20 protein-coding genes are annotated in these 25732 nt (G+C 73.0%); 4 read left to right on the top strand and 16 right to left on the bottom strand.

Annotation, left to right across the window (positions count from 1 at the left end; all coding sequences use genetic code 11):
• Positions 1-26: 26 nt before the first annotated feature.
• The 4 genes from ACLZN2_RS13435 to lipB all read right to left on the bottom strand — a co-directional run bounded on the left by ACLZN2_RS13435 (position 27) and on the right by lipB (position 3289).
• A complete protein-coding gene (locus tag ACLZN2_RS13435; protein ID WP_416978653.1) occupies positions 27-728 on the bottom strand; it encodes a DUF4191 domain-containing protein in 702 nt (233 codons plus the stop codon).
• Positions 729-839: 111 nt separating this feature from the next.
• Positions 840-1043, bottom strand: a complete 204-nt coding sequence (locus tag ACLZN2_RS13430; RefSeq protein ID WP_416978823.1) for a hypothetical protein — start codon at positions 1041-1043, stop codon at positions 840-842.
• Between the two features lie 307 nt (positions 1044-1350).
• Positions 1351-2340 (bottom strand): lipoyl synthase, encoded by a 990-nt coding sequence (gene lipA, locus ACLZN2_RS13425; RefSeq protein WP_416978652.1) that lies wholly within the window; start codon positions 2338-2340, stop codon positions 1351-1353.
• A 106-nt stretch (positions 2341-2446) separates the two neighbouring features.
• Positions 2447-3289 (bottom strand): lipoyl(octanoyl) transferase LipB, encoded by an 843-nt coding sequence (gene lipB, locus ACLZN2_RS13420; protein WP_416978651.1) that lies wholly within the window; start codon positions 3287-3289, stop codon positions 2447-2449.
• A gap of 200 nt (positions 3290-3489) precedes the next feature.
• Here lipB and ACLZN2_RS13415 point away from each other — a divergent pair, with 200 nt between their 5' ends.
• Complete coding sequence (locus tag ACLZN2_RS13415; protein ID WP_416978650.1) at positions 3490-5010, top strand: regulator; 1521 nt, start codon at positions 3490-3492, stop codon at positions 5008-5010.
• A 68-nt stretch (positions 5011-5078) separates the two neighbouring features.
• Here ACLZN2_RS13415 and ACLZN2_RS13410 read toward each other — a convergent pair whose 3' ends face one another.
• Both ACLZN2_RS13410 and ACLZN2_RS13405 read right to left on the bottom strand, forming a co-directional pair.
• Positions 5079-6542, bottom strand: coding sequence for an NAD(P)/FAD-dependent oxidoreductase (locus ACLZN2_RS13410; protein WP_416978649.1), 1464 nt, complete (start codon positions 6540-6542; stop codon positions 5079-5081).
• Positions 6543-6739: 197 nt separating this feature from the next.
• The gene (locus ACLZN2_RS13405) at positions 6740-7612 is read right to left on the bottom strand and encodes a TIGR01777 family oxidoreductase (RefSeq protein ID WP_416978648.1); all 873 of its coding nucleotides are present in this window, start codon (positions 7610-7612) and stop codon (positions 6740-6742) included.
• Between the two features lie 121 nt (positions 7613-7733).
• Between ACLZN2_RS13405 and ACLZN2_RS13400 the strand changes: the two genes are divergently transcribed.
• Positions 7734-8228 carry a GNAT family N-acetyltransferase gene (locus tag ACLZN2_RS13400; protein ID WP_416978647.1) on the top strand — a complete coding sequence of 165 codons (495 nt, stop codon included), beginning with the start codon at positions 7734-7736 and terminating at the stop codon, positions 8226-8228.
• 107 nt (positions 8229-8335) lie between these two features.
• Here ACLZN2_RS13400 and ACLZN2_RS13395 read toward each other — a convergent pair whose 3' ends face one another.
• Positions 8336-9520, bottom strand: a complete 1185-nt coding sequence (locus tag ACLZN2_RS13395; protein ID WP_416978646.1) for a MarP family serine protease — start codon at positions 9518-9520, stop codon at positions 8336-8338.
• A gap of 190 nt (positions 9521-9710) precedes the next feature.
• Between ACLZN2_RS13395 and ACLZN2_RS13390 the strand changes: the two genes are divergently transcribed.
• The gene (locus tag ACLZN2_RS13390; protein ID WP_416978645.1) at positions 9711-10592 is read left to right on the top strand and encodes a peptidoglycan recognition protein; all 882 of its coding nucleotides are present in this window, start codon (positions 9711-9713) and stop codon (positions 10590-10592) included.
• 77 nt (positions 10593-10669) lie between these two features.
• Positions 10670-10897, top strand: coding sequence for a hypothetical protein (locus ACLZN2_RS13385; protein WP_416978644.1), 228 nt, complete (start codon positions 10670-10672; stop codon positions 10895-10897).
• Between the two features lie 19 nt (positions 10898-10916).
• Here ACLZN2_RS13385 and ACLZN2_RS13380 read toward each other — a convergent pair whose 3' ends face one another.
• From ACLZN2_RS13380 to lpdA, 9 genes are all read right to left on the bottom strand, one after another.
• Positions 10917-11435, bottom strand: a complete 519-nt coding sequence (locus ACLZN2_RS13380) for a DUF4240 domain-containing protein (RefSeq protein ID WP_416978822.1) — start codon at positions 11433-11435, stop codon at positions 10917-10919.
• Positions 11436-11517: 82 nt separating this feature from the next.
• Positions 11518-12495 (bottom strand): helix-turn-helix transcriptional regulator, encoded by a 978-nt coding sequence (locus tag ACLZN2_RS13375; RefSeq protein WP_416978643.1) that lies wholly within the window; start codon positions 12493-12495, stop codon positions 11518-11520.
• A gap of 96 nt (positions 12496-12591) precedes the next feature.
• A complete protein-coding gene (gene aceE, locus ACLZN2_RS13370) occupies positions 12592-15294 on the bottom strand; it encodes a pyruvate dehydrogenase (acetyl-transferring), homodimeric type (RefSeq protein WP_416978642.1) in 2703 nt (900 codons plus the stop codon).
• Between the two features lie 365 nt (positions 15295-15659).
• Positions 15660-16058 carry a hypothetical protein gene (locus tag ACLZN2_RS13365; protein ID WP_416978641.1) on the bottom strand — a complete coding sequence of 133 codons (399 nt, stop codon included), beginning with the start codon at positions 16056-16058 and terminating at the stop codon, positions 15660-15662.
• Positions 16059-16180: 122 nt separating this feature from the next.
• Positions 16181-16318 (bottom strand): hypothetical protein, encoded by a 138-nt coding sequence (locus ACLZN2_RS13360; protein ID WP_416978640.1) that lies wholly within the window; start codon positions 16316-16318, stop codon positions 16181-16183.
• A 55-nt stretch (positions 16319-16373) separates the two neighbouring features.
• A complete protein-coding gene (locus tag ACLZN2_RS13355) occupies positions 16374-21428 on the bottom strand; it encodes an HAD-IC family P-type ATPase (protein WP_416978639.1) in 5055 nt (1684 codons plus the stop codon).
• Positions 21429-21545: 117 nt separating this feature from the next.
• The gene (locus tag ACLZN2_RS13350) at positions 21546-22184 is read right to left on the bottom strand and encodes a GntR family transcriptional regulator (RefSeq protein WP_416978638.1); all 639 of its coding nucleotides are present in this window, start codon (positions 22182-22184) and stop codon (positions 21546-21548) included.
• A gap of 216 nt (positions 22185-22400) precedes the next feature.
• The gene (gene sucB, locus ACLZN2_RS13345; RefSeq protein WP_416978637.1) at positions 22401-24215 is read right to left on the bottom strand and encodes a 2-oxoglutarate dehydrogenase, E2 component, dihydrolipoamide succinyltransferase; all 1815 of its coding nucleotides are present in this window, start codon (positions 24213-24215) and stop codon (positions 22401-22403) included.
• Between the two features lie 61 nt (positions 24216-24276).
• A complete protein-coding gene (lpdA, locus tag ACLZN2_RS13340) occupies positions 24277-25665 on the bottom strand; it encodes a dihydrolipoyl dehydrogenase (protein ID WP_416978636.1) in 1389 nt (462 codons plus the stop codon).
• Between the last annotated feature and the right edge of the window lie 67 nt (positions 25666-25732).

The raw sequence follows: 25732 nt of genomic DNA, 5'->3' as shown, positions 1-25732 counted from the left end.
CCCCCCTCGCCGTACAAGAAGACTCGTCAGCGCGCCTTCGGGCCGCCCTTCGGTAGGCGCATCCCCCGGGGCATGGGCCCCTTTGGGAGGGGCATATTGGTCATCAGGTCGCCCATGGCGCGCAGTCGGTCGTTGGTCGCGGTGACCTGCGGGCCGGTGAGGACGCGCGGGTACTTCAGGAGGGTGGTCCGCAGCTTCTTCAGCTCGGTCTGGCCCTCGCCCGTGCCGACGATCACGTCGTGCACCGGGACGTCCGCGACGATGCGGTTCATCTTCTTCTTCTCGGCGGCCAGGAGGGTCTTGACCCGGTTCGGGTTGCCCTCGGCGACCAGGACGATGCCGGCCTTGCCGACGGCGCGGTGCACCACGTCCTGGCTGCGGTTCATCGCCACCGCGGGGGTGGTCGTCCAGCCGCGGCCGACGTTGTCGAGCACGGCCGCCGCGGCGCCCGGCTGGCCCTCCATCTGACCGAACGCGGCCCGCTCCGCCCGTCGGCCGAACACGATCGCCGTCCCGAGGAAGGCGAGCAGGAAGCCGAGGATGCCCAGGTAGACCGGGTGGCCGATCAGGAAACCGATCGCGAGAAAGACACCGAGGATGAGGATGAAGACACCCGCGAGCACCAAGCCGATCGTCTTGTCGGCCTTGCGGGTCATCTTGTACGTCAGGGCGATCTGCTTCAGTCGCCCGGGGTTAGCGGCGTCCGCCGCGCTGTCACTTCTCGCCATGGCACGAAGTCTACGTGGCCCCGGAAGTGCCGACGACGGCAGTCCCGGGAGGGAAGCGGCGGGGAGCGGCGGGGAGGGGTGTGTGGGGTGGGGAGTTGGTGGAGCGGTGGGTCAGGAGGTGCGGGCGGAGGTGACCGCTTCGAGGACGCGCTGCGCCTCGACCCGGTCCTTGGCGCGGCGGCGGTCCTCCAGCACGGAGGTCCAGGCGTTGCGGCGGGCGGTGCGCTGTCCGCTGCTCATCAGCAGCGACTCGACGGCGCGCAGGGCGGTGGTGAAGGACGGGATCGCGGTGGCGCGAACGGGCGCGGCCTGCATGGGAAGGTCCCCCTCGGGCGGGTTGGGGTGGGCGTCGGAGTTCTCGGCGTTCTCTACGTGGTGTGATACCAGCGTCACTGTTCGGTGTTACCAGGGCGTGACCGACCGGTCAAACGCCAATGAAGCCTTGATGTGGGGCATTCGGGCCCCTCTGGACGTCGACGCGGTCCCGACCGGGGCCCTCATCTGCGAGGACGGTCGGGACCGCGTCGATTCGGCCGTTACTGGCCGGTAGCATCTTGTGCGCGAGTTCACACGCTTGTCCCGCGCCCGTATGGCGCAAGGGGGTTGGTGGATGTCGCCCAGGTCACACGGCCTGCGAGGCGATGTAGGCGCCTCCCCGCTGCGGAGCAGCAGAATGTCGCTGCTCGACGGCCATCCGGTAGAGCCGTCCGGCGCGGTACGACGAGCGCACCAGCGGACCCGACATCACCCCGGAGAAGCCGAGCTGCTCGGCCTCCTCCTTCAGCTCCACGAACTCCTGCGGCTTCACCCAGCGTTCCACGGGGTGGTGGCGCACGGACGGACGCAGGTACTGGGTGATGGTGACCAGCTCGCAGCCGGCGTCGTGCAGCTGCTTCAGCGCCTCGCTGACCTCCTCACGGGTCTCGCCCATGCCGAGGATCAGGTTGGACTTGGTGACCAGGCCGTAGTCGCGGGCGTCGGTGATCACCTTCAGCGAGCGCTCGTAGCGGAAGCCGGGGCGGATGCGCTTGAAGATCCGCGGGACCGTCTCGACGTTGTGCGCGAAGACCTCGGGGCGGGAGGCGAAGACCTCCGCGAGCAGCTCCGGCACGGCGTTGAAGTCGGGGGCGAGCAGCTCGACCTTGGTGCGGCCGGCCTCGCGGGACGCCGTCTGCTCATGGATCTGGCGGACCGTCTCGGCGTACAGCCAGGCGCCGCCGTCCGGGAGGTCGTCGCGGGCGACGCCGGTGATGGTGGCGTAGTTCAGGTCCATGGTGACCACGGATTCGCCGACCCGGCGGGGCTCGTCACGGTCCAGTGCCTCGGGCTTGCCGGTGTCGATCTGGCAGAAGTCGCAGCGCCGCGTGCACTGGTCGCCGCCGATGAGGAAGGTCGCCTCGCGGTCCTCCCAGCACTCGTAGATGTTGGGACAGCCGGCTTCCTGGCAGACGGTGTGCAGGCCCTCGCTCTTCACGAGCTTCTGCATTGCGGTGTACTCGGGACCCATTTTCGCCCGGGTCTTGATCCACTCGGGCTTGCGCTCGATGGGGGTCTGGCTGTTGCGGACCTCCAGGCGCAGCATCTTGCGTCCGTCCGGTGAGACTGCGGACACGTCGGCTCCCTGTGCTTCGATTCGTCGGCGTACACCAGGGTACGCCCGTGTTTACTGAGCCCTGCCGTCAGGCCAACCCGACGGACCCCGGGGTCCATTCCCGGCGTCAGGCCGTCGCCGACTCGACGATCCGCGGCTTCAGGTCCGCGTTCCCCAGGACGTCCGTCAGATGGCGCTCGGCGACCGGCAGGACCTCCTCGATGGTGAGCTCGCGGCCCAGTTCGTGCGCCAGGGAGGTGACGCCGGCGTCACGGATGCCGCAGGGGATGATCTTGTCGAAGTTGGATGTGTCCGGGTTCACGTTCAGGGCGAAGCCGTGCATGGTCACGCCCTTGGCGACCCGGACACCCATGGCGCAGATCTTGCGGTCCTCGCGGCGCTGGCCGGCGTTGGAGGGGGCATACTCCGGGCCGTTGAGGCGGGGGTCGAACTCGTCGTCGGTCAGCCGGGGGTCGAAGTCGAGGGAGAGTCCGCCCAGGGTGGGACGTTGGTCCACCGGGTCGCCCAGCACCCAGACGCCGGCCCGGCCCTCCACCCGGCTGGTCGTGACGCCGAACTCCGCGCAGACCCGGATCATCGCCTCCTCCAGCCGGCGCAGATGCGCCACCACGTCCACGGGGCGTGGGAGTTTCTGGATGGGGTAGCCGACCAGCTGGCCGGGGCCGTGCCAGGTGATCTTGCCGCCGCGGTCCACGTCGACGACCGGGGTGCCGTCGAGGGGGCGCTCGTTGTCGGCCGTGCGCCGGCCGGCCGTGTAGACCGGCGGATGTTCGAGAAGCAGCACGGTGTCGGGGATCTCGTCGGCGAACCGCGCCGCGTGCACCCGGCGCTGCTCGTCCCAGGCCTCCTGGTACTCCACGGCCTCGGCTCCGAAACCCCTACGGACGAACCGCAACTCACTCACGGCAAGCGCCTCCCTGGAAGGTCGTAAGGCGCGAAACGCGCCCAAGCCACTGTACGTCCGCGCGTTCCGCGTCAGCCGCACGGTCAATCCTCACACGATCGGATGAATGAACGTCGAGATCTGCGACCGACTGCTTACGCTCCGCTACATTCGCGCCGTTCGAGAGACATCAGGCCTGATCACAGCCCTCAGGGCACTTCATCCGGGCACGTCAGAGGCCCGGGAGGCAGGAGACCGCACCGCAGATGACGGAACGACCCGCGCAGCGCACCCCCAACCGCCAGCTCGCCGCGCTCATCGCAGAAGCCGGGTTCTCCAACGCGGGTCTGGCCCGTCGCGTCGATCAGCTGGGCCTCGAACACGGGCTGGACCTCAGATACGACAAGACCTCCGTCACCCGGTGGCTGCGCGGCCAGCAGCCCCGGGGCACCACCCCGGCCCTGATCGCCGAGGTGTTCACCCGCCGCCTCGGCCGCCGGCTGACCGCCCAGGACCTCGGCCTCGACGCCTGCGCCCCCGTCTACGCGGGGCTGGAGTTCGCCGGTACCCCCGAGGAGGCCATCGACATCGTCGGCGGCCTGTGGCGCAAGGACTCCGGCAGCCATGCCGAGCTGCGCAAGATCGCCTTCACCCCGGCGGGGCTCGTCGTACCGAGCCGCGACTGGCTGATCGGCCGGGCCGACGAGAAGGTGGCCCGAAGCGGCGAGACGGCCCCCCGGGTACCGGCCCAGGCCCGTCCGGCCCCCCGGGCGACAGGCGCGAAAACCGGCGGGGCCGGTGCGCCCGGCCTCCCCGCCCTGCCCCTCGCCCCGCCGATCGCCGTCCCCCGCCAGCGCGGCCAGGGCAGCGAACGCGGCCCCGGCCAGCGGGTCACCGGCGGAGACATCTCCGCCCTGCGCTCGGTCGGTGAGCTCTTCCGCACCCTCGACGACATGTACGGCGGCGGCCACGCACGCCAGGCCCTCGTGCGCTACCTGGAGCACGAGTGCGAGCCCATGCTCCGCGGGACCTACGGCGAGCAGACCGGCCGCCGGCTCTTCGGCGCCGCCGCCGACCTCACCCGGCTGGCCGGCTGGACCTCCTTCGACATCGCCGCGCACGGCCTCGCCCAGCGCTACTTCGTGCAGTCCCTGCGCCTCGCCCAGGCCGCCGCGGACCGGGCCTACGGCTCGTACGTCCTGGTCACCATGAGCCGCCAGGCCGTCTACCTCGGGCACGGCCGTGAGGCCGTCCAGCTCGCCCGGGTGGCCCAGCAGGGCATCGGCGGCGGCGCCCCGCCCGTCGTCCAGGCCCTGCTGCACGCGGCCGAGGCACGCGGGCACGGAGTGCTCGGCGAGGTGCGGGCCAGTACGGCCGCCCTGGCGCGGGCCGAGCGGGCCCTGGAGACGGCCCGCTCGGGCGACGAGGTGCCGTACTGGGCGCGGTTCTTCGACGAGGGGCAGCTGGCCGACGAGTTCGGGCACTGCCACCGCGACCTCCAGCAGTTCCGGGCCGCCGCCCAGCACGCCGAACGCTCCCTCCAACTGCGCCCCGCCGGATACGCCCGCAGCCGCCTGTTCTCCCGGGTCGTCCTCGCCACCGCCCGCCTGGGCCTCGGCGAACTCGACCAGGCCTGCCACCTGGCCGCCGAGGCGGCTATCCAGGCTGCGGAGATGCGCTCGGCCCGAGCGGTGGAGTACATCAGGGACTTCGAACGCCGCCTGGAGCCCTACAGGGACGCAGCCCCGGCCCGCACCTACCGCGACAAGGTGTCGGCGCTGGGCTGAGCGCCCCGAAAGGGGCGCGGGGAACTGCGCGACCGGCCCCCACGGCGCCGCAGCCGAACAAACAACGGTCAAGCGGCCTCGGCGGCAGCCCCCCGCACGGGATCCGCACGGTGCATGGAGCTCCCCGCTCCCAGGTCCGCCAGGATCGCTGCCGCCGCCCTGTGGGCGGAGTGCAGCGCCCCCTGCACGGTACTGGTGTCCCGGTGATCCCCACACACGTACAGCCCCGCAAGAAGCCGTACGGACCTCCGCAGATCGTGCGGCGCCCGCATCGCCGGGACGGCCTCGGCCGTGTGGTGGACGGCGAGCGTCTCCCACCGCGCGGTCGAGGTGCCGTACAGCCGCGCGAGATGCATCCGTACGGCGGTGTCGACGCCGTCGGGCGGGGTGCCGAGAACGGTGGAGGAGATCAGGGCGCGGCCCTCGGGCGCCCGGGACGGGTCGACGGCGCTGGTCACGGTCGTGTGGGCGACCGGGCCGCCGCGGTCGGCGTCCAGCAGCAGGGACGCGCCGGTCGCCGGGGGCTCGTCCGTGGTGTGGTGGACCACCGTCACCGGGTGGAAGTCGGGCACCCGCAGACCGGGCAGCAGCTCGGCCGCGGTGCGCGCGTCGGTGGCCACCAGGACCGCGCGGCAGCGGAACTCGCCGTGCTCGGCGGTGGTCACCGAGGTCGTGGAGACCGAGGTGGCCCGCACCCCGGTGTGCACCACACCCGCCGGCAGCGTCCGGGCGAGCAGTTCCGGCAGTACCTCGGCGCCGCCCTCCGGCACGCACAGCCGGCCCGCCGCGAAGGCGCGCAGCGCGAGGTCCGCGCACCGGCTGGAGGTGGTGAGGTCGGGGTCGCAGAGCAGCGCGGCGAGCAGTGGCCGCAGGAACCCGTCGATGGTGCGGGCGGGCAGTCCGCGCGCGGCGAGGGCCTCGGCCGCCGCCGACTCCGGGCGGCGCAGCAGCCGTTCGGCGGGGGTGGCCGCGATCCGGGTGAGGGCGGCGCCCAGCCGGGCCTGGTCCACGGCCGTGCCCAGCGGGGCACCGGGCCGCACCCTGGGCGGCGGGACGGCCTGCCCCGGCCCGCCCGGGCGGGCCCCGGGAAGCGACACCCCCCGGCCGCCGGGCAGCGGCACAGACCGGGAGGCGGCCGTGCGCGGCCGGGGCAGGGCACCCGGCCGAGGGGCGTTCGCCAGGGCGCGTACGGCATGGAGTGCGCCCCTCGCGCTCCCCGGGCCCGCCTGCGCGCCGGCCCGGTGGTGGCGTCCGTCGCTGTGCAGCAGGACTCCGGGGGCGAAGGGGCGCAGGACGAGCGCGTCGAGCCCCGGGGTCAGGCCCAGTTCGGGGTAGGCCGTGGACAGTAGTTGTCCGATGCGGTCGAGCCGGAAGCCGTCGACCTTCTCGGTCGACATGCGGCCGCCGACGCAATGGGCGGCCTCCAGGACTGCGGTCGTAATTCCTGCGCTGGTCAGCCGATGTGCGGCGGAGAGTCCGGCGATTCCGGCTCCCACGACGACGACGTCTGCCTGGTACGCGGGCTCAAGCACGTGCCCCTCCTCGAGGTTTGCGCGGCCGGTGGAGACGTCATGCCCCCAACTGGCTCCCGGGATGCCCGAGTTCGGATCGAGGTTAGGGCCGTGATCGGTCAGGAACAGTCGCGCATCGACAGGGCACGGTCGCACGGCGGTCGCATACGGTCGCCGAGGGTGGGCATGCCCGGTCGCACACCGCCGTACGCCGCCTCTCACGCCGCACGTACGGCGTCCTCGATCCCCGGGAACGCGAAGGTGAACCCGGACTCCAGGAGCCGCTTCGGCACCACCCGTGCGCTGCCCAGCACATCGCCTGCCATCTCGCCCAGCACCGCGCGCAGCACCGGCGCCGGCACCGTGAACAGCGTCGGCCGGCGCAGCACCCGCCCCATCGCCTCGGTGATCTCACGGTTCGTCAGCGGCTCGGGCGCGGTCAGGTTGAACGGCCCCGAAAGGTCGTCACGGTCCATCAGATGCCGGATCGCCGCGACCTCGTCGTGCAGCGCGATGTAGGACCAGTACTGCCGGCCGTCGCCCATCCGCCCCCCGAGGCCCGTCCGGAAGAGCGGGAACAGCTTCCCCCAGGCCCCGCCGCCGCGTGCCACGACCAGCCCGGTGCGGGTGAACACCGTCCGCACCCCGGCCCGCCCGGCGGGCGCCGCGGCGGCCTCCCACTCCACGCACAGCTCCGGCAGGAAGCCCGTGCCGGCGGGGGCGTCCTCGTCCACGACCCGGTCGCCGGTCTCGCCGTAGATGCCCATGGCACTGCCGTTGACGAACACCCTCGGCGGCTCGTCGAGCGAGGCGACCGCCTTCGCGAGACCGGCCGTGCCGTGCACCCGGCTGTCGTGGATGCGCCGCTTGTAGCCCTCCGTCCACCGCCGGTCCCCGACCCCGGCGCCCGCCAGGTTGACCACGGCCGCGCACCCCGCGAGCCCCGCCGTGTCCACCTGCCCCCGCTCCGGGTCCCAGCGCACCTCGTCCGCGCCCCGGGGCGCATGGCGGACCAGCCGGACCACCTCGTGTCCGTCGGCGGTCAGCGACCGCACCAGTGCGCTGCCGATGAGACCGGAAGCACCGGCCACCGCGATGCGCGTACGTTCCTTTTGCGTGGAATCTCGCGTGGAATCCTGCATGGACTCATCCTGCCGCGCGACGGGACAAAACCCTCGTCGGGTTCCGGCCCGCGCGCCTTAGGGTGACGCCATGTCCGACACCCCCGCACTCCGCATCCGGCCCGCCCGCTGCGCCGACGCCCCGGTTCTCGCCCACATCGACCACGCCACCTGGTCGCATCTGCACGCCGTCATGCCGAAGCCCGCGCCCGACGACCCCTTCTTCGACGAACGCCACCACCCCGACGACTACCTGGTCGCCGAACTCGGCGACCGCGTCCTCGGCTACATCCGCCTGGTGCCGCCGACCTCGCTGGCCGCCACCGCGCACGTACGGCAGATACAGGGCCTCGCCGTCTCCGACGAGGCCCGCGGCAAGGGCGTCGGACGGGCGCTGGTCCGCGCCGCCGTCGAGGAGACCCGCCGCGTCGGCGCGCGCCGCATCACCCTGCGCGTCCTGGGCCACAACACCCCCGCCCGCCAGCTCTACGAGTCCGAGGGCTTCGTGGTGGAGGGCATCCAGCCGGAGGAACTGTTCCTGGCGGGCGAGTACGTGGACGACATCCTGATGGGCCGAAGGGTGTAACGCCCCTGAAAGGGGCGCGGGGCTGTATCGATATGCGGCTCCGCCGCGTGGGCGCGACAAGCCACGACGAAGCCGCACCCGAACGACGGCCGAAGACAACACGGCGCTCAGCTGGTCAGCTCCCCCGTGTCAACGGCAGCCGTGGCCTTCGCCGCGCGCGCGGCATCGTCGGAGACCTCCGCCGCCGTCAGCACGTACCCCGTCTCGTCGTCGGACGTGGAGCGAGCGAAGACCACCCCGTAGACCTCACCGGAGGTGGTGAGCAGCGGGCCGCCGGAGTTGCCGGGGCGGACCGTGGAGCGGATCGAGTAGATCTCCCGGGTCACGGTCGAGTCGTTGTAGATGTTCCGGCCGGTCGCCTTCACCCGGTTCGCGACCGTCGCCGCCTGGAGGTTGAGGTCGCCGTCCTGGGGATAGCCCGCCACGACCGCCTCGTCGCCCCGTTCCGCGGAGTCGTCGAAGCGCAGCACGGGGGCGCGCAGCTGGGGCACGTACAGCACGGCCACGTCCTTGTCCGGGTCGAAGAGCACCACCGTCGCGTCGTACGAGGCACCCACACCGCCGACGCGGACGCTCGGGTGGTCGATTCCGGCCACCACGTGCGCGTTGGTCATCACATGCTCGGGCGCGTACACGAACCCGCTGCCCTCACGGCCCTGGTCGCCCGAGGAGCCCTCGATCTTCACCGTGCTCAGCTTCGCCGCGTTGGTCGCGCTCGCCGTGACGCTGTCGCCGCTGGGCTCGGCGACCTCGGCCGCCGACTCGTTCTCGAACGGGTTGAAGACCTGGGGGAAGCCCGCCTGGGTGAGCGCGGAGGTGGCGTTGGAGAACCAGGCCGGGGTGGTGTCCGGCATGGCGTCCTGCACCGTGCCCAGCAGCTTGGAGTCCCGGATCGCCGACGTCACCACCGGCGAGGAGGGCGACGCGCCCAGCACGCTCGCCGCCACCCACGCCACGATCAGCACCGCCACCGCGTTCGCCGCCGCCCCGCCGATCCCGTCGGCCACCCTGAGCGGCCCCCGGTCCAGCTCCCGCCGCAGCCGCAGCGCCAGACGCCCCGCCAACTCGTGCCCGAACGCCGCCGGGACCAGCACCGTGAACACCGCGGTCACCGTCGCCGCCGTGGTCCCCGGCGTCACCAGGTTCATCACCCAGGGCAGCACCCACACACCGACCACCGCGCCGCCCACGAACCCGGCCAGCGAGACGACGCCCGCCACCAGTCCGCGCCGGTAGCCGGAGCCGGCGTAGGCCAGGATCACCAGCGCCAGCAGGATGTCGAGCAGGTCCACGGAGCCGCCTTTCTCTAGGACCCTTCAGTACGTGGGGGACGGGCCCAGTGATCAGCCGCACGCGTGCGTGGCTGAACACAGTCGGCCATGTGTGCGTGCACCCCGGAAAACGCCGTGGACCGGGACGATGGTTCCACCAGGTGGCACAGCACACATCGCGGGCGGGGCGGAACCGGCCGACAGTAGGTCCATGTGCGCCCTTCGACCGGCCCCGCGCGGAAGCGGGGGAACGCGAGGAGGACGGCGCCCGGCGCGGATACCGGGGTCGCTCCTCGTGCTGGTGGGCTGCCTGCCGGGGTTCGCCGCCCTCACCGCCCTGGTGCTGTGCACGGGCGGCGTCGACCGCATCACCATGACGCGCCCGGCTGCCCGCGAAGGCCACCCCACCCCCGCCCGCACCGCGCCGCCGCACGCGCACACCGCCGTCCGCCCGCCGATCGTGCCCCGTACGGCCTGGCTCGACGCACGCTCCCGGCGCGCACAGCCGCCGCCGCGCTACGACGACCAGGTGGTCGCCGTCTTCGTCCACCACACCGACTCGCCCAACGGCTACGACTGCGCCGACGCGCCCCGCGTCATCCGCTACCTGTACACGGGCCAGACCGGTGCCCGCGACTGGGACGACATCGGCTACAACTTCCTCGTCGACCGCTGCGGCACCATCTACGAGGGCCGCGCCGGCGGGATCGACCGCCCCGTCACCGGCGCCCACACCCAGGGCTTCAACCACCGCACCGCCGGTATCGCCGCCCTCGGCACGTTCACCGCCGGCGTGCCCGTTCCACAGCCGATGGTCGACGCGATCGCCGCCCTGACGGCCTGGAAGCTCGGCCTCGCCGACGTCGACCCGCGCACCATGGTCCACCTCACCTCCAGCAACAGCCTCAGCCGGTACGCCGCCGGAACCACCGCGAGCCTGCCCGCACTGGCCGGCCACAACGACGGCTACATGACGAGCTGTCCCGGCGCCGCCCTCACCGCCCGCCTCCCCGAGATCCGCGCCACGGCCGCCCGGCTCCAGGGCCGCGCGGACGTCACAGCACCCTCGGGGACGCTCACAGGAACGCCTTAGGCAGGATTCAGAGTTCTCCCATCCCCGCCGCCTACGGTCATGAACAACACAAGAAAGACCGACCGGAGGCGGGGACGATGAACAGCAGTCACACCAACGAGCACACCACCGCCGGCTGGACCAGGGCCGCCCGCGGCCCCTGGACGGTCCTGTGCGCCGCCGCGGTGGTCGTCCTGGGTCCGGCCGCCGTCACCGCGTCCGCCCTCGAACAGGCCAACAAGGCCCCGCTGCACCACGCGGTGCGCGCCGACCAGACGCAGGCGTACATCCCGACGGACAGCACCCGCCGCAAGCTCGCCGTGTGAGCCGTGTGAGCCGTGCGCCTCACTCCTTGAAGCGCCCCCACAGCCGGGGATAGCGCGCGGCGAGCGCCCCCTCGTTCTCGAAGTCGACGGGCGTGCCCTCGGGTTCGGACGGCGCGGGCTCGATGCCGAGGTCCGGGGCGACGGTCCCGGTGAGCTGCTCGTAGGCCTCGTCGGCCGCGTACCCGAGCTCCTCCCCGTCCCCGTCGATCTCCTCGTCGAACTCGTCCAGCAGATCCGCGAGCCCGTCCGGATCGTGCACCGCCCCCTCGAAGGTCTCCCGGCCCTGCCCGATCAGCCAGCACCGGAAGAAGTCGAAGGCGTCGTCGCTCGCCCCGTCGAGCAGCACCCACGCGGCGCCCCACAGGTCCCAGGTGTAGGCGCGGTTGTAGCGGGACTCGAAGTGCCGGGCGAAGTCGAGCACGGACTCCGGGTCCAGCCGGAGCAGCCGCTCCACGAGCAGGTCGGCCTGCTCCTCGGGGTCACCCTCCGCGGCCGCACGGGAGGCGTCCACCAGCTCCCAGAACTCCAACTCGTCCATCACGGGTCCAAGCATCGTGCCTGCGGGGGTGCGGCGCACCCGGAGTGCCGGGGATTGTCACGGTCGCCGTACGACGTGGCGGTCACCCTCGTCCGTACAACTCCGCCAGCCGTCCCGCGTCCTCGGTGAACCGCCGCCGCAGCGACTCGGGGGAGACCACCTCGGCCTCGGCGCCGAGCGCCGTGAGCTGGGTGTGCGCCACGTTCTCCGACTCCACCCGCAGGGTCACCCTCACCCACCCGCGCGCGTCGGGCTCCCCGGCCGTCGCCAGCGCGTCCCGGGCGGCCACCGGATCCACGGCGTGCGGCAGCGCCCGCACCCCGGCCTCCGACAGCCGTACGACGACCTCCGCGCGCAGGATCGACCGCGCGAACCGCTCCGCCTGCTCGCCCCAGAATGCCGGCAGATCGAAGTCCTCGTCCCGGCTGAAACGATCCTTCAGATCCTCGACCCCGACGAACCGGTCGATACGGTACGTCCGGAAGGCCCCGCGCCCGCCCACCCGCGCGCACAGGTACCAGACGCCCGCCTTCAGCACGAGCCCGTACGGCTCCAGATCGCGTACCACCTCCTCCTCTCCCCGCCGGTACCGCGCCCGCACACACCGGTCGTCCCACACCGCGTCCGCGACCACCACCAGCACCGCCGGGGTCTCCGGCTCCCGGAACCACGCGGGCGCGTCCAGATGGAACCGCTGCGCCGCCGCCCTGGGCGCGTCCCGCAGCGAGGGCAGCAGCGCGGCGGACACCTTCAGCCGGGCCGCCGACGCGGCGTCCTCCAGGCCCATCTCCCGCAGGGCCCCGGGCACCCCGCTCAGGAACAGCGCCTCGGCCTCACTGCGGGCCAGCCCGGTCAGGCCCGTCCGGTATCCGCCGACCAGCCGGTAGCCGCCGGCCCGCCCCCGCTCCGCGTACACCGGCACGCCCGCCTCCGACAGCGCCTGCGCGTCCCGCGTGACGGTCCGCTCGGACACCTCCAGCTCCCGCGCCAGCTCGGCGCCGGTCATGGCGGGGCGTGACTGGAGGAGCAGCACCATCTTGATGAGGCGGGCAGCGCGCATACGGTCATGATGCCGGGGCCCACCGACAAGGAAGGGGTGTACGGCAGTAGCCGCACACCCCTTCCCTGAACCGTGACCTACCGGAGCCGAGAGCTACTACAGGCCGTAGCGCTCGCGCGCCTCCTTCACCGCGGTGGCCTTGACCTCGCCGCGCCGGGCCAGCTGGGCCAGCGCCGCGACGACGACCGACTGGGCGTCCACGCCGAAGTGGCGGCGGGCGCCCTCACGGGTGTCGGAGAGACCGAAGCCGTCCGCGCCCAGCGAGGACCAGTCCTGCTCGACCCACTGCGCGATCTGGTCCGGGACCTGGCGCATGTAGTCGGAGACCGCGAGGACCGGGCCCTCGACGCCGTGCAGCGCCTGCCGGACGTACGGGATGCGCTCCTCGCCGCGCAGCAGCGCCGCGTCGGCCTCCAGCGCGTCCCGGCGCAGCTCGGTCCAGGAGGTCGCGGACCACACGTCGGCGGCCACGCCCCACTCCTCGGCGAGCAGCTTCTGCGCCTGAAGCGTCCAGTGGATCGCCGTACCGGAGCCCAGCAGCTGGATGCGCGGGGCGTTGGCCGCCGGGGACAGGTCCGCCGACTCCGCCGTGTTGAAGCGGTACAGGCCCTTGACGACGCCCTCGTCGATGCCGGGGCCGGCGGGCTTCGCGGGCTGCGGCAGCGGCTCGTTGTAGACCGTCAGGTAGTAGAAGACGTTCGGGTCCTCGCCCGGGGCGGCCTCGCCGTACATCCGGCGCAGACCGTCCTTGACGATCACGGCGATCTCGTACGCGAACGCCGGGTCGTACGTCAGCGCGGCCGGGTTGGTCGCGGCGATGACCGGGGAGTGGCCGTCGGCGTGCTGCAGGCCCTCGCCGGTCAGCGTCGTACGGCCCGCGGTGGCGCCGACGAGGAAGCCGCGGCCGAGCTGGTCGCCGAGCTGCCACATCTGGTCGGCCGTGCGCTGCCAGCCGAACATCGAGTAGAAGATGTAGAACGGGATCATCGCCTCGCCGTGCGTCGCGTACGCGGTGGACGCGGCGATGAAGTCGGCCATCGAACCGGCCTCGGTGATCCCCTCGTTGAGGATCTGGCCGTTCTTGGCCTCCTTGTAGTACATCAGCTGGTCGCGGTCGACCGGCTCGTACGTCTGGCCCTTGGGGGAGTAGATGCCCAGGGAGGGGAACAGGCTCTCCATGCCGAAGGTGCGCGCCTCGTCGGGGACGATCGGCACCCAGCGCTTGCCCGTCTCCTTGTCGCGGACCAGGTCCTTGATGAGGCGGACGAAGGCCATGGTGGTGGCCACGTTCTGGGAGCCGGAGCCCTTGTCGAAGGAGGCGAACGCCTTCTCGGCCGGGGCGGGCAGCGGGGCCATCGGGTGGACGCGGCGGGCCGGGGCGGGGCCGCCGAGGGCCGCGCGGCGCTCCTGGAGGTAGCGGACCTCGGGGGAGTCGGCGCCCGGGTGGCCGTAGGGGACGACCCCGTCGACGAAGTCGCCGTCCCTGATGGGCAGTTCGAGCAGGTCGCGCATCGCCTTGAACTCGTCCACCGTCAGCTTCTTCATCTGGTGGTTGGCGTTCTTCGACGCGAAGCCCTCGCCGAGGGTGTGGCCCTTGACCGTCTGGGCCAGGATCACCGTCGGCGCGCCCTTGAACTCGACGGCGGCCTTGTAGGCGGCGTACACCTTGCGCGCCTCGTGACCACCGCGGGAGAGGTGGAAGCACTCGAGGATCTTGTCGTCGGACAGCAGCTTCGCCATCTCGACGAGCGCCGGGTCCTTGCCGAAGAAGTCCTGGCGGATGTAGGCGGCGTCGCGCGTCTGGTACGTCTGCACCTGGGCGTCCGGCACCTCGCGCAGCCGACGGACGAGCGCACCGGTGGTGTCGAGCTGGAACAGCTCGTCCCACGCCGTGCCCCACAGCGTCTTGACCACGTTCCAGCCGGCGCCGCGGAACTGGGCCTCCAGCTCCTGCACGATCTTGAAGTTGGCGCGGACCGGGCCGTCGAGGCGCTGGAGGTTGCAGTTGATGACGAAGGTCAGGTTGTCCAGGCCCTCGCGGGAGGCGAGCGCGAGCGCCGCCGTCGACTCGGGCTCGTCCATCTCGCCGTCGCCGAGGAAGGCCCAGACGTGGGACGCGGAGACGTCCTTGATGCCGCGGTTGGTCAGGTACCGGTTGAAGCGGGCCTGGTAGATCGCCGACAGCGGGCCGAGGCCCATGGAGACGGTCGGGAACTCCCACAGCCAGGGCAGCCGGCGCGGGTGCGGGTAGGAGGGCAGGCCGTTGCCGCCGGACTCGCGGCGGAAGTTGTCCAGGTGGGACTCGTTCAGCCGGCCGTCGAGGAAGGCGCGGGCGTAGATGCCGGGGGAGGCGTGGCCCTGGATGTAGAGCTGGTCGCCCGAACCGTCGGCCTCCTTGCCCCTGAAGAAGTGGTTGAAGCCGGTCTCGTAGAGCCAGGCCGCGGAGGCGAAGGTGGCGATGTGGCCGCCGACGCCGTGTTTGGAGCCGCGGGTCACCATCGCGGCCGCGTTCCAGCGGTTCCACGCGGTGATCTTCCGCTCCATCTCCTCGTCACCGGGCGCGGACGGCTCGGCGGCGGTGGGGATGGTGTTGACGTAGTCGGTCTCGAGGAGCTTCGGCAGCGCGATGCCGTTGCCCTCCGCCCTCTCCAGCGTGCGACGCATCAGGTACGCGGCACGGTGCGGGCCGGCCGCCTTGGCGACCGCGTCCAGCGAGGCCTGCCATTCGGCGGTCTCCTCCGGGTCGCGGTCCGGGAGCTGGTCGAGCTCGCTCGGCTGGATGGCGTTGGGGTCGGTCATGTCGCCGCCTTCCTCAGTCGAAGGGGGTTCCCTCATCGGTAAGGGGTTCGGGGGTGCCCTTGGTCTTTGGCAGGACAGGGCTGAGGGCTCCGGTGGGAGTCCGTCGGCGACTCTAACTCCCTGATCGATGATCGATCAAAGGGTGAAGTGCAAAAAAACGCGCCTCAGGGAAAATTGGCATGCGGTGCCGTCGATTCGGGCACGCGGTGCCGCGTTTTCCCTGCTCAAGTGAGCTGAGTCGAGGCTGAGTGAGCCGGCGCCCGGGCGGGCGCCGGCTGCGGGGACGCGTGCCGGTGCGGTCGTGCCGGTGCGGGGACGGGCGCGGCGAAAGGGCGCGGTGAAGACGGGCGGCCCGTGCGGGCCCGTCACGTGCTGGACGGTCCTGAGGCCTGCGCGCCGGCGGACGGCTCGGTGTCGGGCCGCTGGGTCTCCCGCTGCTCGCGAGGGATGTTGCCGCGCTGCTCGCGCGTGATCACCTCGGTGGCGGCGCCGATGGCGAGCGCGACCGGCCACTCCAGGACCTCGACGGCGGCCATCGCGCCGAGGGCGCCGTAGAAGGCCAGCTTGCGGGGCGAGGGCAGCCGCGAGGTGCCGGAGCGGGCACGCGTGAACATGTCACCGGGGGTCACATAGGGGATCGGGACCCTCGGATGCGCGGTGTGCAGGTGCATCACCCTGCCACCGGCCTGCTGCTGCTCGTCGCCCGGGGGTGACTGCCGTTCCTGCTGGGGTGTGGGCATGGACTGGGGTTGTGCGGAAGTCATGTCCGTCTCCCGTCCTGAGATGTATGAGGGCCTTCCCTTCGAGTGAGGGCCTTCTCTATCGAGTATCCGTCCGGCCGCCTGCCATGCCCACATGGTGATGATCTGTACAGCCGGTCTTTTCCTCAGGCGGGCCGAGCGGCGGCCGCGGTGCCACCGCCGCCGGTCAGCGACCGCCAGAGCGTGAGGGTCAGCCGTATCAGCGCGGCCTCGAGCAGGGCGACGGCCACGCGGGTCGCGAGGGTGGTGAGGAGGTGCGGCATGGTGCGGCCGCCTTTCGTGTGCGCGGGGCGGGGACCGCTCCTTTGTCCGGTCTCCTCAGGTCCGGGCGGTGTCTTGGAGGTGTGGTTCAGGTGAACGTTCCCTTTCTGGAACGGTTTGCTCCGTTTCTCTCGCGGCCCGTACCGCGTCCTCCGCCGCGGGCCGCACCGCCGCACCTGCCGCGCTCCGCAGTACCGCCGGCACCAGGACCGAGGCCGTCGCCGCGACCCCCGCGATCGTCCAGCCGCCCGGCCCCAGCGGACGGCTGCCGAAGAAGTGGCTGAGCCCCGGCACGGTCACCACCACGCCCAGCACCACCAGGGACCCCGCGACGGCCACCGCGACGAGGGGATCGCGGCCCGCGTCCGCCAGGGTCTGCAGCAGCTGGGAGGAGACCAGCGCGACCAGCGCGACGGTGTTCGCACGGCCCCGGGTGCCGGTCGCCCGGGCGGCCAGCCACGCACCGGCGGCGGCGGCCGTGGTGACGACGGCACGCAACCGCATATGGCGGGTGAGGGCCGCCCCGAGCGAGGCCTCGGGCCCCTCCACGAGCAGTTTCTCCGGTGGATCGGCCGGCGGCCGGGCCGCGATCGCCATGGCGGGCAGCATGTCCGTGAGCAGGTTGACCAGCAGCAGCTGACGGGCGTTCAGGGCGCTGCCTCCGGTGAACAGACCGGTCGCCAGGGTGAAGGCGATCTCCCCGACGTTCCCGCCGAGCAGGATGCCCAGCGCCTTGCGCACCGAGGCCCACATGGCCCGGCCCTCGACGATGGCGTCCACGACCGTCTCGATGCGGTCGTCGGTGACCACCACGTCGGCCGCCAGCCGGGCCGCCGGTGTCGCCCTGGAACCGAGGGCGACACCCACGTCCGCGATCCGGATGGCGGGCGCGTCGTTGGTGCCGTCACCGGTGACGGCGACGACCTTGCCGGCCGAGCGCAGGGCGGTGACGATGCGGACCTTGTGCGCCGGGGTGACCCGGGCGAACACCGTGATGTGCGGCAGCTTCCCGGCCAGCTGCTCGTCGTCCAGGGCGTCCAGCTCCGTCCCGGTCATCAGCCGTGCCTCCCGCCCCGGCCACAGTTCCTCGGCGATCGCGGCGGCGGTGCTCGGATGGTCGCCGGTCAGCATGACCACGTGGACGCCCGCGCGGGCCAGCCGGTGCACGCTCTCGGCAGCGGTGGCCCGCACGGGGTCCGCGAACCCCAGCAGGCCCAGCAGACACAGCCCGTCGAGGTTGTCGTCGCTGACGTCCACGGATCCGGCGAGCGCGGCGTCCTCGCGCGGCGCGTCCGGCGGCAGCACCCGCTCGGCGACCGCCAGGACCCTCAGGCCCCGCCGGGCCAGCCGGTCGACCTCCGCCACGGTCTCCGCCCGCGTCGTGTCGTCGAACGGCACGCCGACCCCGCCGCGCCGGACGCGGTCGCAGCGGGCCAGTACGACCTCCGGCGCCCCCTTGACGACGATCCGCGCCCGGTCGCCGGAACGCCCCAGCACGGCGTGGAATCCACGGCCCGACTCGAACGGCAGCTCCGTCACCCGCTCCCAGCCGTCCGCGGCGAACCCGGCGGCCCGGGCGGCGGAGACCCCCAGCAGCCCCGCCGCCACCGCGACGGCGAAGTCGGTGGGGTGGGCGAGCGTCGAGGCCCGGCCCGGCGGACCCGCCAGGGCCGCCGTGGCGACGACCCTCCGCAGCGCCGGGGTGAGCCGGTCCGGCGGACGCCGCTCCACCCCGTCGGAGACCTGCTGGAGCCGGATCCGGCCCTCGGTGAGCGTCCCGGTCTTGTCGAAGCACAGCACGTCCGTGCGTCCCAGCGCCTCGATCGTGGAGGCGCTGCGCACCAGAGTGTCCCGGGCGGACAGCCTGCGGGCGGCGGCCAGTTCGGCGACCGTGGCGACGAACGGCAGCCCCTCGGGCACCGCCGCGACACACAGGCTCACCGCCGCCCCCAGGGCGGCGCCCAGCGGACGCCTGCGCACCAGGTCGACGGCGAACAGCCCGGCACCCGACGCGACGGACAGCGGCAGGAACCACCGGCCCAGCGCCTTCAGCCGCCGCTCCACACCGCTCTCCGGCGGCCCGTTCCCGGGGGCCTCGGCGGCGCTGCCCGCCTCGGTCGCGGTCCCGGTGGCGACCACGACGGCGAGCGCGTCACCCGCCGCCACGGTCGTCCCCTGGTAGAGCATGGAGGACCGGTCCGCCACGGCCCGGGCCGCGTTCGGCGCGACGCTCTTGACCACCGGCAGCGACTCCCCGGTGAGGCTGGACTCGTCGGCCTCCACCCCCGCCGCCCGCACCACCCGGCAGTCGGCGGGCACCGCGTCACCGGGCCGCAGCTCGATCACATCGCCGGGCACCAACTGCTCGGCGGCCGTCTCCACCGCCTCCCGCCGACCGGGGCGGCGCACCCGCACCTGCACCGAGGTCGCCTCGACCAGCCGCTCCGCCTCGACATCCGCCCGCTGCCGCTGCACCCCGCCCATCAGGGCGTCCACCCCCAGGGCGCCGCCGATGAGCACCGAGTCCAGCACCGAGCCGAGCAGCGCCGAGATGGCGCCGCCGACCGCCAGGACGGGGGTGAGCGGATTGGCCAGCTCCTCCGCGATCCGGCCGACGAGGGAGACCGGGCCGCGCGGCCGGCCCCGATCCTGGAACTGGCGTCGCCGGGCGGCCTCGGCGTCCTCCAGCCCACGGGAGGACGTGTCGAGCCGCGACACCACCTGACGGACCGTCATGGCATGCCACGGCGTATGCTCGATGGCCGCCGGAGCCGGCCGGCCGTGCAGCCGCCAGCCCGCCCGGAAGCCCGCCGTGACCCCGGCGGCGGTCACCCCGTCGGTCACCAGCCGGGCCCGCGCCCAGGCCGTGGGACGGGGGACGAAGAGGGCCAGACCCGATCCGACGGCGGCTCCCACCCCCTCCAGCCGGGTGCACAGCACACTCAGGCGCCTCGCCTCCGGTACGGCCGTCAGCAGCAGATGAACGACGTCCGGCGGTGCCGCGACATCGGCGTCCCACGGCACGCGCCGCCCCCCGGCACTCACACCGATGCCCAGGTCCGCCCGGGCGAAGGCCCGCCGGGTCCGGGCGGTGACCACGGCGACTCCACGGCCGTCGGCCTGCAGAGAACGGACCAGCGCGGCCGTACGGCGACGTCCGGTGGGAGCCGCCTCGGGCAGCCCGAACCGGCGGTGCAGCCCCGGCGGCCCGCCCACCAGCCGCACCTCGCCGCACGCGCCCGCCGCGTCCACCAAGTGGTGTGCGAGCGCATGCAGTTGGGGCGCCAGCGCGGCCACCGCGACCGGGATTCCCTCCCGCAGGACCAGCACGGCCTCGGCACCCTCCTCGGCCCACCTCAAGGCGAGCGCGGCTGTCTCCTCGCCGGGCGCGGGCCCCTCGGGACCGGCCACCGGCCGCAGCGCCCAGCCCGACACCCGGCGCGCCCGCGCCGAACCACCACCGCGCCGTGACCCCTGTCCGGGCGGTCCGTCCGGCTCGATCAACTCCAGGATGCGGGCGTGGATCTCGTCGCCGGAGGGGCGGTCCGCCGGGGCGTCGGTACGTCGTCCAGCACCGGCGCCGCCGTCCTCGGTGCCGTGCCGGGGCTGGTTGCCGTCCGGCCTGTTCGGTTGGATCGGCTCCGGGATGCGGGCGTGGATCTCGTCGTCGGAGGGGCGGTCCGCCGGGGCGTCGGTACGTCGTCCAGCATCGGGGCCGTCGTTCTCGGTGCCGTGCCGGGGCTGGTTGCCGTCCGGCCTGTTCGGTTCGGTCGGCTCCGGGATGCGGGCGTGGATCTCGTCGTCGGAGGCGTCCTCCGCCGGGGGACCGGGGTACGGGGCAGTGGTACGCCGTCCGGCACCGAGGCCGTAGGGCCCGGCGCCGTCGGACCCGGCGCCGTCGGACCCGGCGCCGTTGGGCACGCCGTCCGTGCCGTCCCGCGGAGTGCCGTCCGGAGCGAGGTGTACCAGATGCTCGACGGTCCAGCCGCCGGTGGCCAGGACCCGGGTGTCGAGGACGACCGTGTCGATCCGGTCGAGGCGGCGCAGCGCCTCCGGGCGCAGAACCAGGGCACCCCGGTCGGACAGGGCCCGGGCCACCGAGGAGGCGAAGGCCTCCCGGCCGAACCGGGGGCTGCGCGGCGTGCCGGCGACCAGCATCGCCAGCCCCCGGTCGTGGCTGAGGGTGCCGACGGCGGTGAGCCCGTACGCCGCCAGGGACGCCGGCACCGCCAGGTTCGCGTACCGCTCGCCCGGACCCGGGGGCAGCGGCTCGGGCCGGTGGCCGATCGGCACCGCGTCGTGCCGGTAGCCGCCCTCGTGCGTGGCCAGCCTGCCCGCCCAGTCGCCCCACGACCGGCGGCGGGCCTGGGTCTCCGCGTACCGGGCGCCGGCCAGCGCCGCGGTCACCGCGATGCCCAGGGGCCGGAACGTGAGGGTCGTCACCAGCAGGTTCGCCAGGGTCCAGCCGTGTTCCGAGGGCGACTCACCGAACCGGCCGGCGGTCTCCTCGCGCACCTTCGGGGTGACCTCCAGGAGCTGGAGCGCGGAGAGCACCACCGGCGGCAGCCCGCGCAACCGCAGCAGACCGCCGACCGACGCCACCCCGAACGCCAGCGCGCTCGCGCCCAGTTCGACGGCCGCCGCGACGCCCGTCCCGGCCACGGCGGGGAACCCGACCGGTCCGGGCGCCTTCGGCGGATCCGTACCCGGCCCCTCCTCGCCCTCGCCCCCGGCCACCGACTTCGCGGTGGTCCTGCCCGCGTCCGCTTCGGCGTCGGCGACGAGGGCCGTCATGCTCTCCGTGTCGGCGTCGTCCGCGCACCCGACGTACACACAGCCCAGCACGCCGTTGACCTCGGCACGGGTCACTCCCGGCAGGGCGAACAGCGCGGCCTCCAGCTCGCGCGCGGCGTGGGCGGTGCCGGGTCCGCCGAGATGGCGGAGCTCGATCTGGACGCCGCCGGTGGTCCGCCACACACGGGGGGACTCCCGGCCCGCGGCCAACCGCCGCGTGGCCGCGCCGAACATCTCGGACAGCACCGAGCCCAGGGCCGCCGAGAGCGACAGCATCGACCTGGAGACGGCGGTGGGGGAGAACACGGACCGGATCAAGCGGCCTCCATCGGCCGACGGGCGCGCTGGGCGGCACCCAGAAGGACACGCGGATTCTCCCAGTATGGGCGTGTATGCGTGATTCGTCCTACGCGGCCACGCCGTACGGCGGCCCTGTCAGCCGTGTTCCCCGGTGGCGCGCGGGGCGCAGCCCAGGACGTGTTCCTTCACCAGGCGGCCGATGTTCGGGTCGCGTCGGCGGAAGGCCTCCACCAGGGCCTGGTGCTCCTCGGCGTAGGACTGCTGGCGGGTGCCCAGCCAGCGGATGGACAGCGCGGTGAAGACCTCGATGCCGAGGCCTTCCCAGGTGTGCAGCAGCACGCTGTTGCCCGCCGCGCGCACCATCTCGCGGTGGAAGGCGACGGTGTGCCGCACCTGCGCCTCGCCGTCGGCCGCGCGGTCCGCCTCGTACAGCGCCGTGACCGCCGGTTCCAGCACCGAGGTGTCCTCGGCCAGCCGCTGGGCCGCGATCTCGGCGGCGATCTGCTCCAGGCCGGCCCGGACGGGGTAGATCTCCTCCAGGTCGGTGGCCGTGAGGTTGCGGACGCGCACCCCCTTGTTCGGCGCGGACTCGATCAGCCGCAGCGCCTCCAGCTCGCGCAGTGCCTCACGCACCGGGGTCTGGCTGACCTCCAGCTCGGTGGCGATCCGCCGCTCCACGATCCGCTCGCCCGGCTTCCAGCGCCCGCTGACGATCCCCTCCACGATGTGCTCGCGGATCTGTTCGCGCAGCGAGTGGACGACGGGCGCGGTCATGAGTGCTCCTTAAGGAGGGGCCGCCCATGGGCCCCGGGGCGTTGACGCTTAGACAATACGGCCGGTTTGCTCCGGGGGCAGGCGTGCGGGGGCGCTTTTACGCAGGTGAGACAAGGCGCACATGATCGGTTTCGGCGTCGGGCCCCGCGCCCCTACAGGTCGGTGCCCCCACCCGCAGTCTCCGGGTGGGGGCACCGACTGAGCGCCTAAGGCGAGTTACAGGCCGAGTTCCACCTCGAACTCGCCCGCCTCCAGGATCGCCTTGACCGCGGTCAGGTAACGGGCCGCGTCGGCGCCGTCGACCAGGCGGTGGTCGTAGGACAGGGTCAGGTACGTCATGTCGCGGACGCCGATGACCGTGCCCTCCTCCGTCTCGATGACGGCCGGACGCTTGACCGTGGCACCGATGCCGAGGATCGCGACCTGGCCCGGCGGCACGATGATCGTGTCGAAGAGCGCGCCGCGCGAACCGGTGTTGGAGATGGTGAAGGTCGCACCGGACAGCTCGTCCGGGGTGATCTTGTTGCCGCGGACCTTGCCGGCCAGGTCGGCCGTGGCCTTGGCGATACCGGCGATGTTGAGGTCGCCGGCGCCCTTGATGACCGGGGTCATCAGGCCCTTCTCCGAGTCCACCGCGATTCCGACGTTCTCGGAGTCGAAGTAGGTGATCGTGCCCTCGGCCTCGTTGATCTTGGCGTTGATGACCGGGTGGGCCTTCAGCGCCTGGGCCGCCGCCTTCACGAAGAACGGCATCGGGGAGAGCTTGACGCCCTCGCGCGCGGCGAAGGAGTCCTTGGCCTGGGCACGCAGCCGCATCAGCCGGGTGACGTCGACCTCGACGACCGAGGACAGCTGCGCCTGCTCGTGCAGCGCCTTGACCATGTTGTCGCCGATGACCTTGCGGATGCGGGGCATCTTGACGGTCTGGCCGCGCAGGGGAGAGACCTCCAGCGCCGGGGCCTTCTTGGCGGCGGCATGGCCTCCGGCAGTCACAGCGGCGGCCGGAGCCGGAGCGGCGGCGGCGGCCTTCGCGGCCTCGGCGGCGGCGATGACGTCCTGCTTGCGGATACGACCGCCGACGCCGGTGCCCTTGACCGAGCCCAGATCGACGCCGTTCTCGGCGGCGAGCTTGCGCACCAGCGGGGTGACGTAGGCACCCTCGTCGGTGGGCTCGGCGGCGGCCGGCGCGGGAGCGACGGGCGCCGGGGCGACCGGGGCCGGAGCCACGGGCGCGGGGGCCGGAGCGGCCGGGGCGGCGGCGACCGGAGCGGGCGCGGCAGCCGGGGCCGGAGCGACCGGCGCCGGAGCCGGGGCGACGGGAGCGGCCGGGGCAGCGGCGGCGGGCGCCGGAGCCGGGGCGGCCGGGGCCGGAGCGGCGGCCGGAGCCGCGCCCGGGGCGCCGATGACGGCGAGCTTGGCGCCGACCTCGGCGGTCTCGTCCTCACCGACGACGATCTCCAGCAGCACACCCGAGGTGGGCGCCGGGATCTCGGTGTCGACCTTGTCCGTGGAGACCTCGAGCAGCGGCTCGTCGGCCTCGACGCTGTCGCCGACCGACTTCAGCCAGCGGGTGACGGTGCCCTCGGTGACGGACTCACCGAGCGCGGGCAGGACCACGTCGGTGCCGGTCGCGCCACCAGAAGGCGCGGCGGCGGGGGCCTCGGCGACCGGGGCCGGGGCGGCCGGGGCCTCGGCGACGGGGGCCGGGGCGGGGGCGGCCGGGGTCTCGGCCACGGGGGCCGGAGCCGCGGCGGGCTCGGCGGCCGGGGCCGGGGCGGCGACGGGGGCGCCGGTGCCGTCGTCGATGATCGCCAGCTCGGCGCCCACCTCGACGGTCTCGTCCTCGGCGACCTTGATGGACGCCAGGATGCCCGCGGCGGGCGCGGGGATCTCGGTGTCGACCTTGTCGGTGGAGACCTCGAGCAGCGGCTCGTCGGCCTCGACGCGCTCACCCTCGGCCTTCAGCCAGCGGGTGACAGTGCCCTCGGTGACGCTCTCGCCGAGCGCCGGAAGGGTTACGGAAACCGCCATGGTTTCGGTTGCTCCTTACGAGATTGCGGAAGTCTGTGTCGTCGCTTCGTCGACCGAGGGGTCAGTCGTGCGCGTGCAGCGGCTTGCCCGCGAGGGCCAGGTGGGCCTCGCCGAGCGCCTCGTTCTGCGTCGGGTGGGCGTGGATGAGCTGGGCGACCTCGGCCGGCAGGGCCTCCCAGTTGTAGATCAGCTGGGCTTCGCCGACCTGCTCGCCCATGCGGTCGCCGACCATGTGGACGCCGACCACGGCACCGTCCTTGACCTGGACGAGCTTGATCTCGCCCGCGGTGTTGAGGATCTTGCTCTTGCCGTTGCCCGCCAGGTTGTACTTGAGAGCGACGACCTTGTCCGCGCCGTAGATCTCCTTGGCCTTGGCCTCGGTGATGCCCACGGAGGCGACCTCCGGGTGGCAGTACGTCACGCGCGGGACACCGTCGTAGTCGATCGGCACGGTCTTCAGACCGGCCAGACGCTCCGCCACCAGGATGCCCTCGGCGAAGCCGACGTGCGCGAGCTGGAGGGTCGGGACGAGGTCACCGACGGCGGAGATGGTGGGGACGTTCGTCCGCATGTACTCGTCGACCAGGACGTAGCCGCGGTCCATCGCGACGCCCTGCTCCTCGTAGCCGAGACCGGCGGAGACCGGGCCGCGGCCGACCGCGACCAGCAGGATCTCGGCCTCGAACTCCTTGCCGTCGGCCAGGGTGACCTTGACGCCGTCGGCGGTGTACTCGGCCTTGGAGAAGAAGGTACCGAGGTTGAACTTGATGCCGCGCTTGCGGAACGCGCGCTCCAGCAGCTTGGAGCTGTTCTCGTCCTCGACCGGGACGAGGTGCTTCAGACCCTCGATGACGGTGACGTCCGCGCCGAAGGACTTCCACGCCGAGGCGAACTCGACGCCGATGACACCGCCGCCCAGGATGATCGCGGACTTCGGCACGCGGTCCAGGACGAGGGCGTGGTCGGAGGAGATGATCCGGTTGCCGTCGATCTCCAGGCCCGGCAGCGACTTCGGCACGGAGCCGGTCGCCAGCAGGACGTGGCGGCCCTGGATCCGCTGCCCGTTCACGTCGACGGAGGTCGGGGAGGACAGGCGGCCCTCACCCGCGATGTACGTCACCTTCCGGGAGGCGACGAGTCCCTGCAGGCCCTTGTACAGGCCGGAGATCACGCCGTCCTTGTACTTGTGGACCCCGGCGATGTCGATGCCCTCGAAGGTGGCCTTGACGCCGAACTGCGCGCTCTCGCGCGCCTGGTCGGCGATCTCGCCCGCGTGCAGCAGGGCCTTGGTGGGGATGCAACCCCGGTGCAGGCAGGTGCCGCCGACCTTGTCCTTCTCGATCAGGGCGACGTCCAGGCCCAGCTGCGCCCCGCGCAGGGCCGCGGCGTAACCGCCACTACCACCGCCGAGGATCACTAGGTCGAAAACGGTGCTGGCGTCGTTCGCCACGTCACGTCCTCCATGCATGTGCGCCGTGCGCCGGTCGTCGCTGACCGCCGGCGGCTGGTGTCCGGCC

This window comes from Streptomyces sp. T028, assembly GCF_048159505.1.
Classification (GTDB): domain Bacteria; phylum Actinomycetota; class Actinomycetes; order Streptomycetales; family Streptomycetaceae; genus Streptomyces.
The sequence above is the reverse complement of the archived record's forward strand: the minus strand, read 5'-3'. Positions and strand labels throughout refer to the sequence as shown.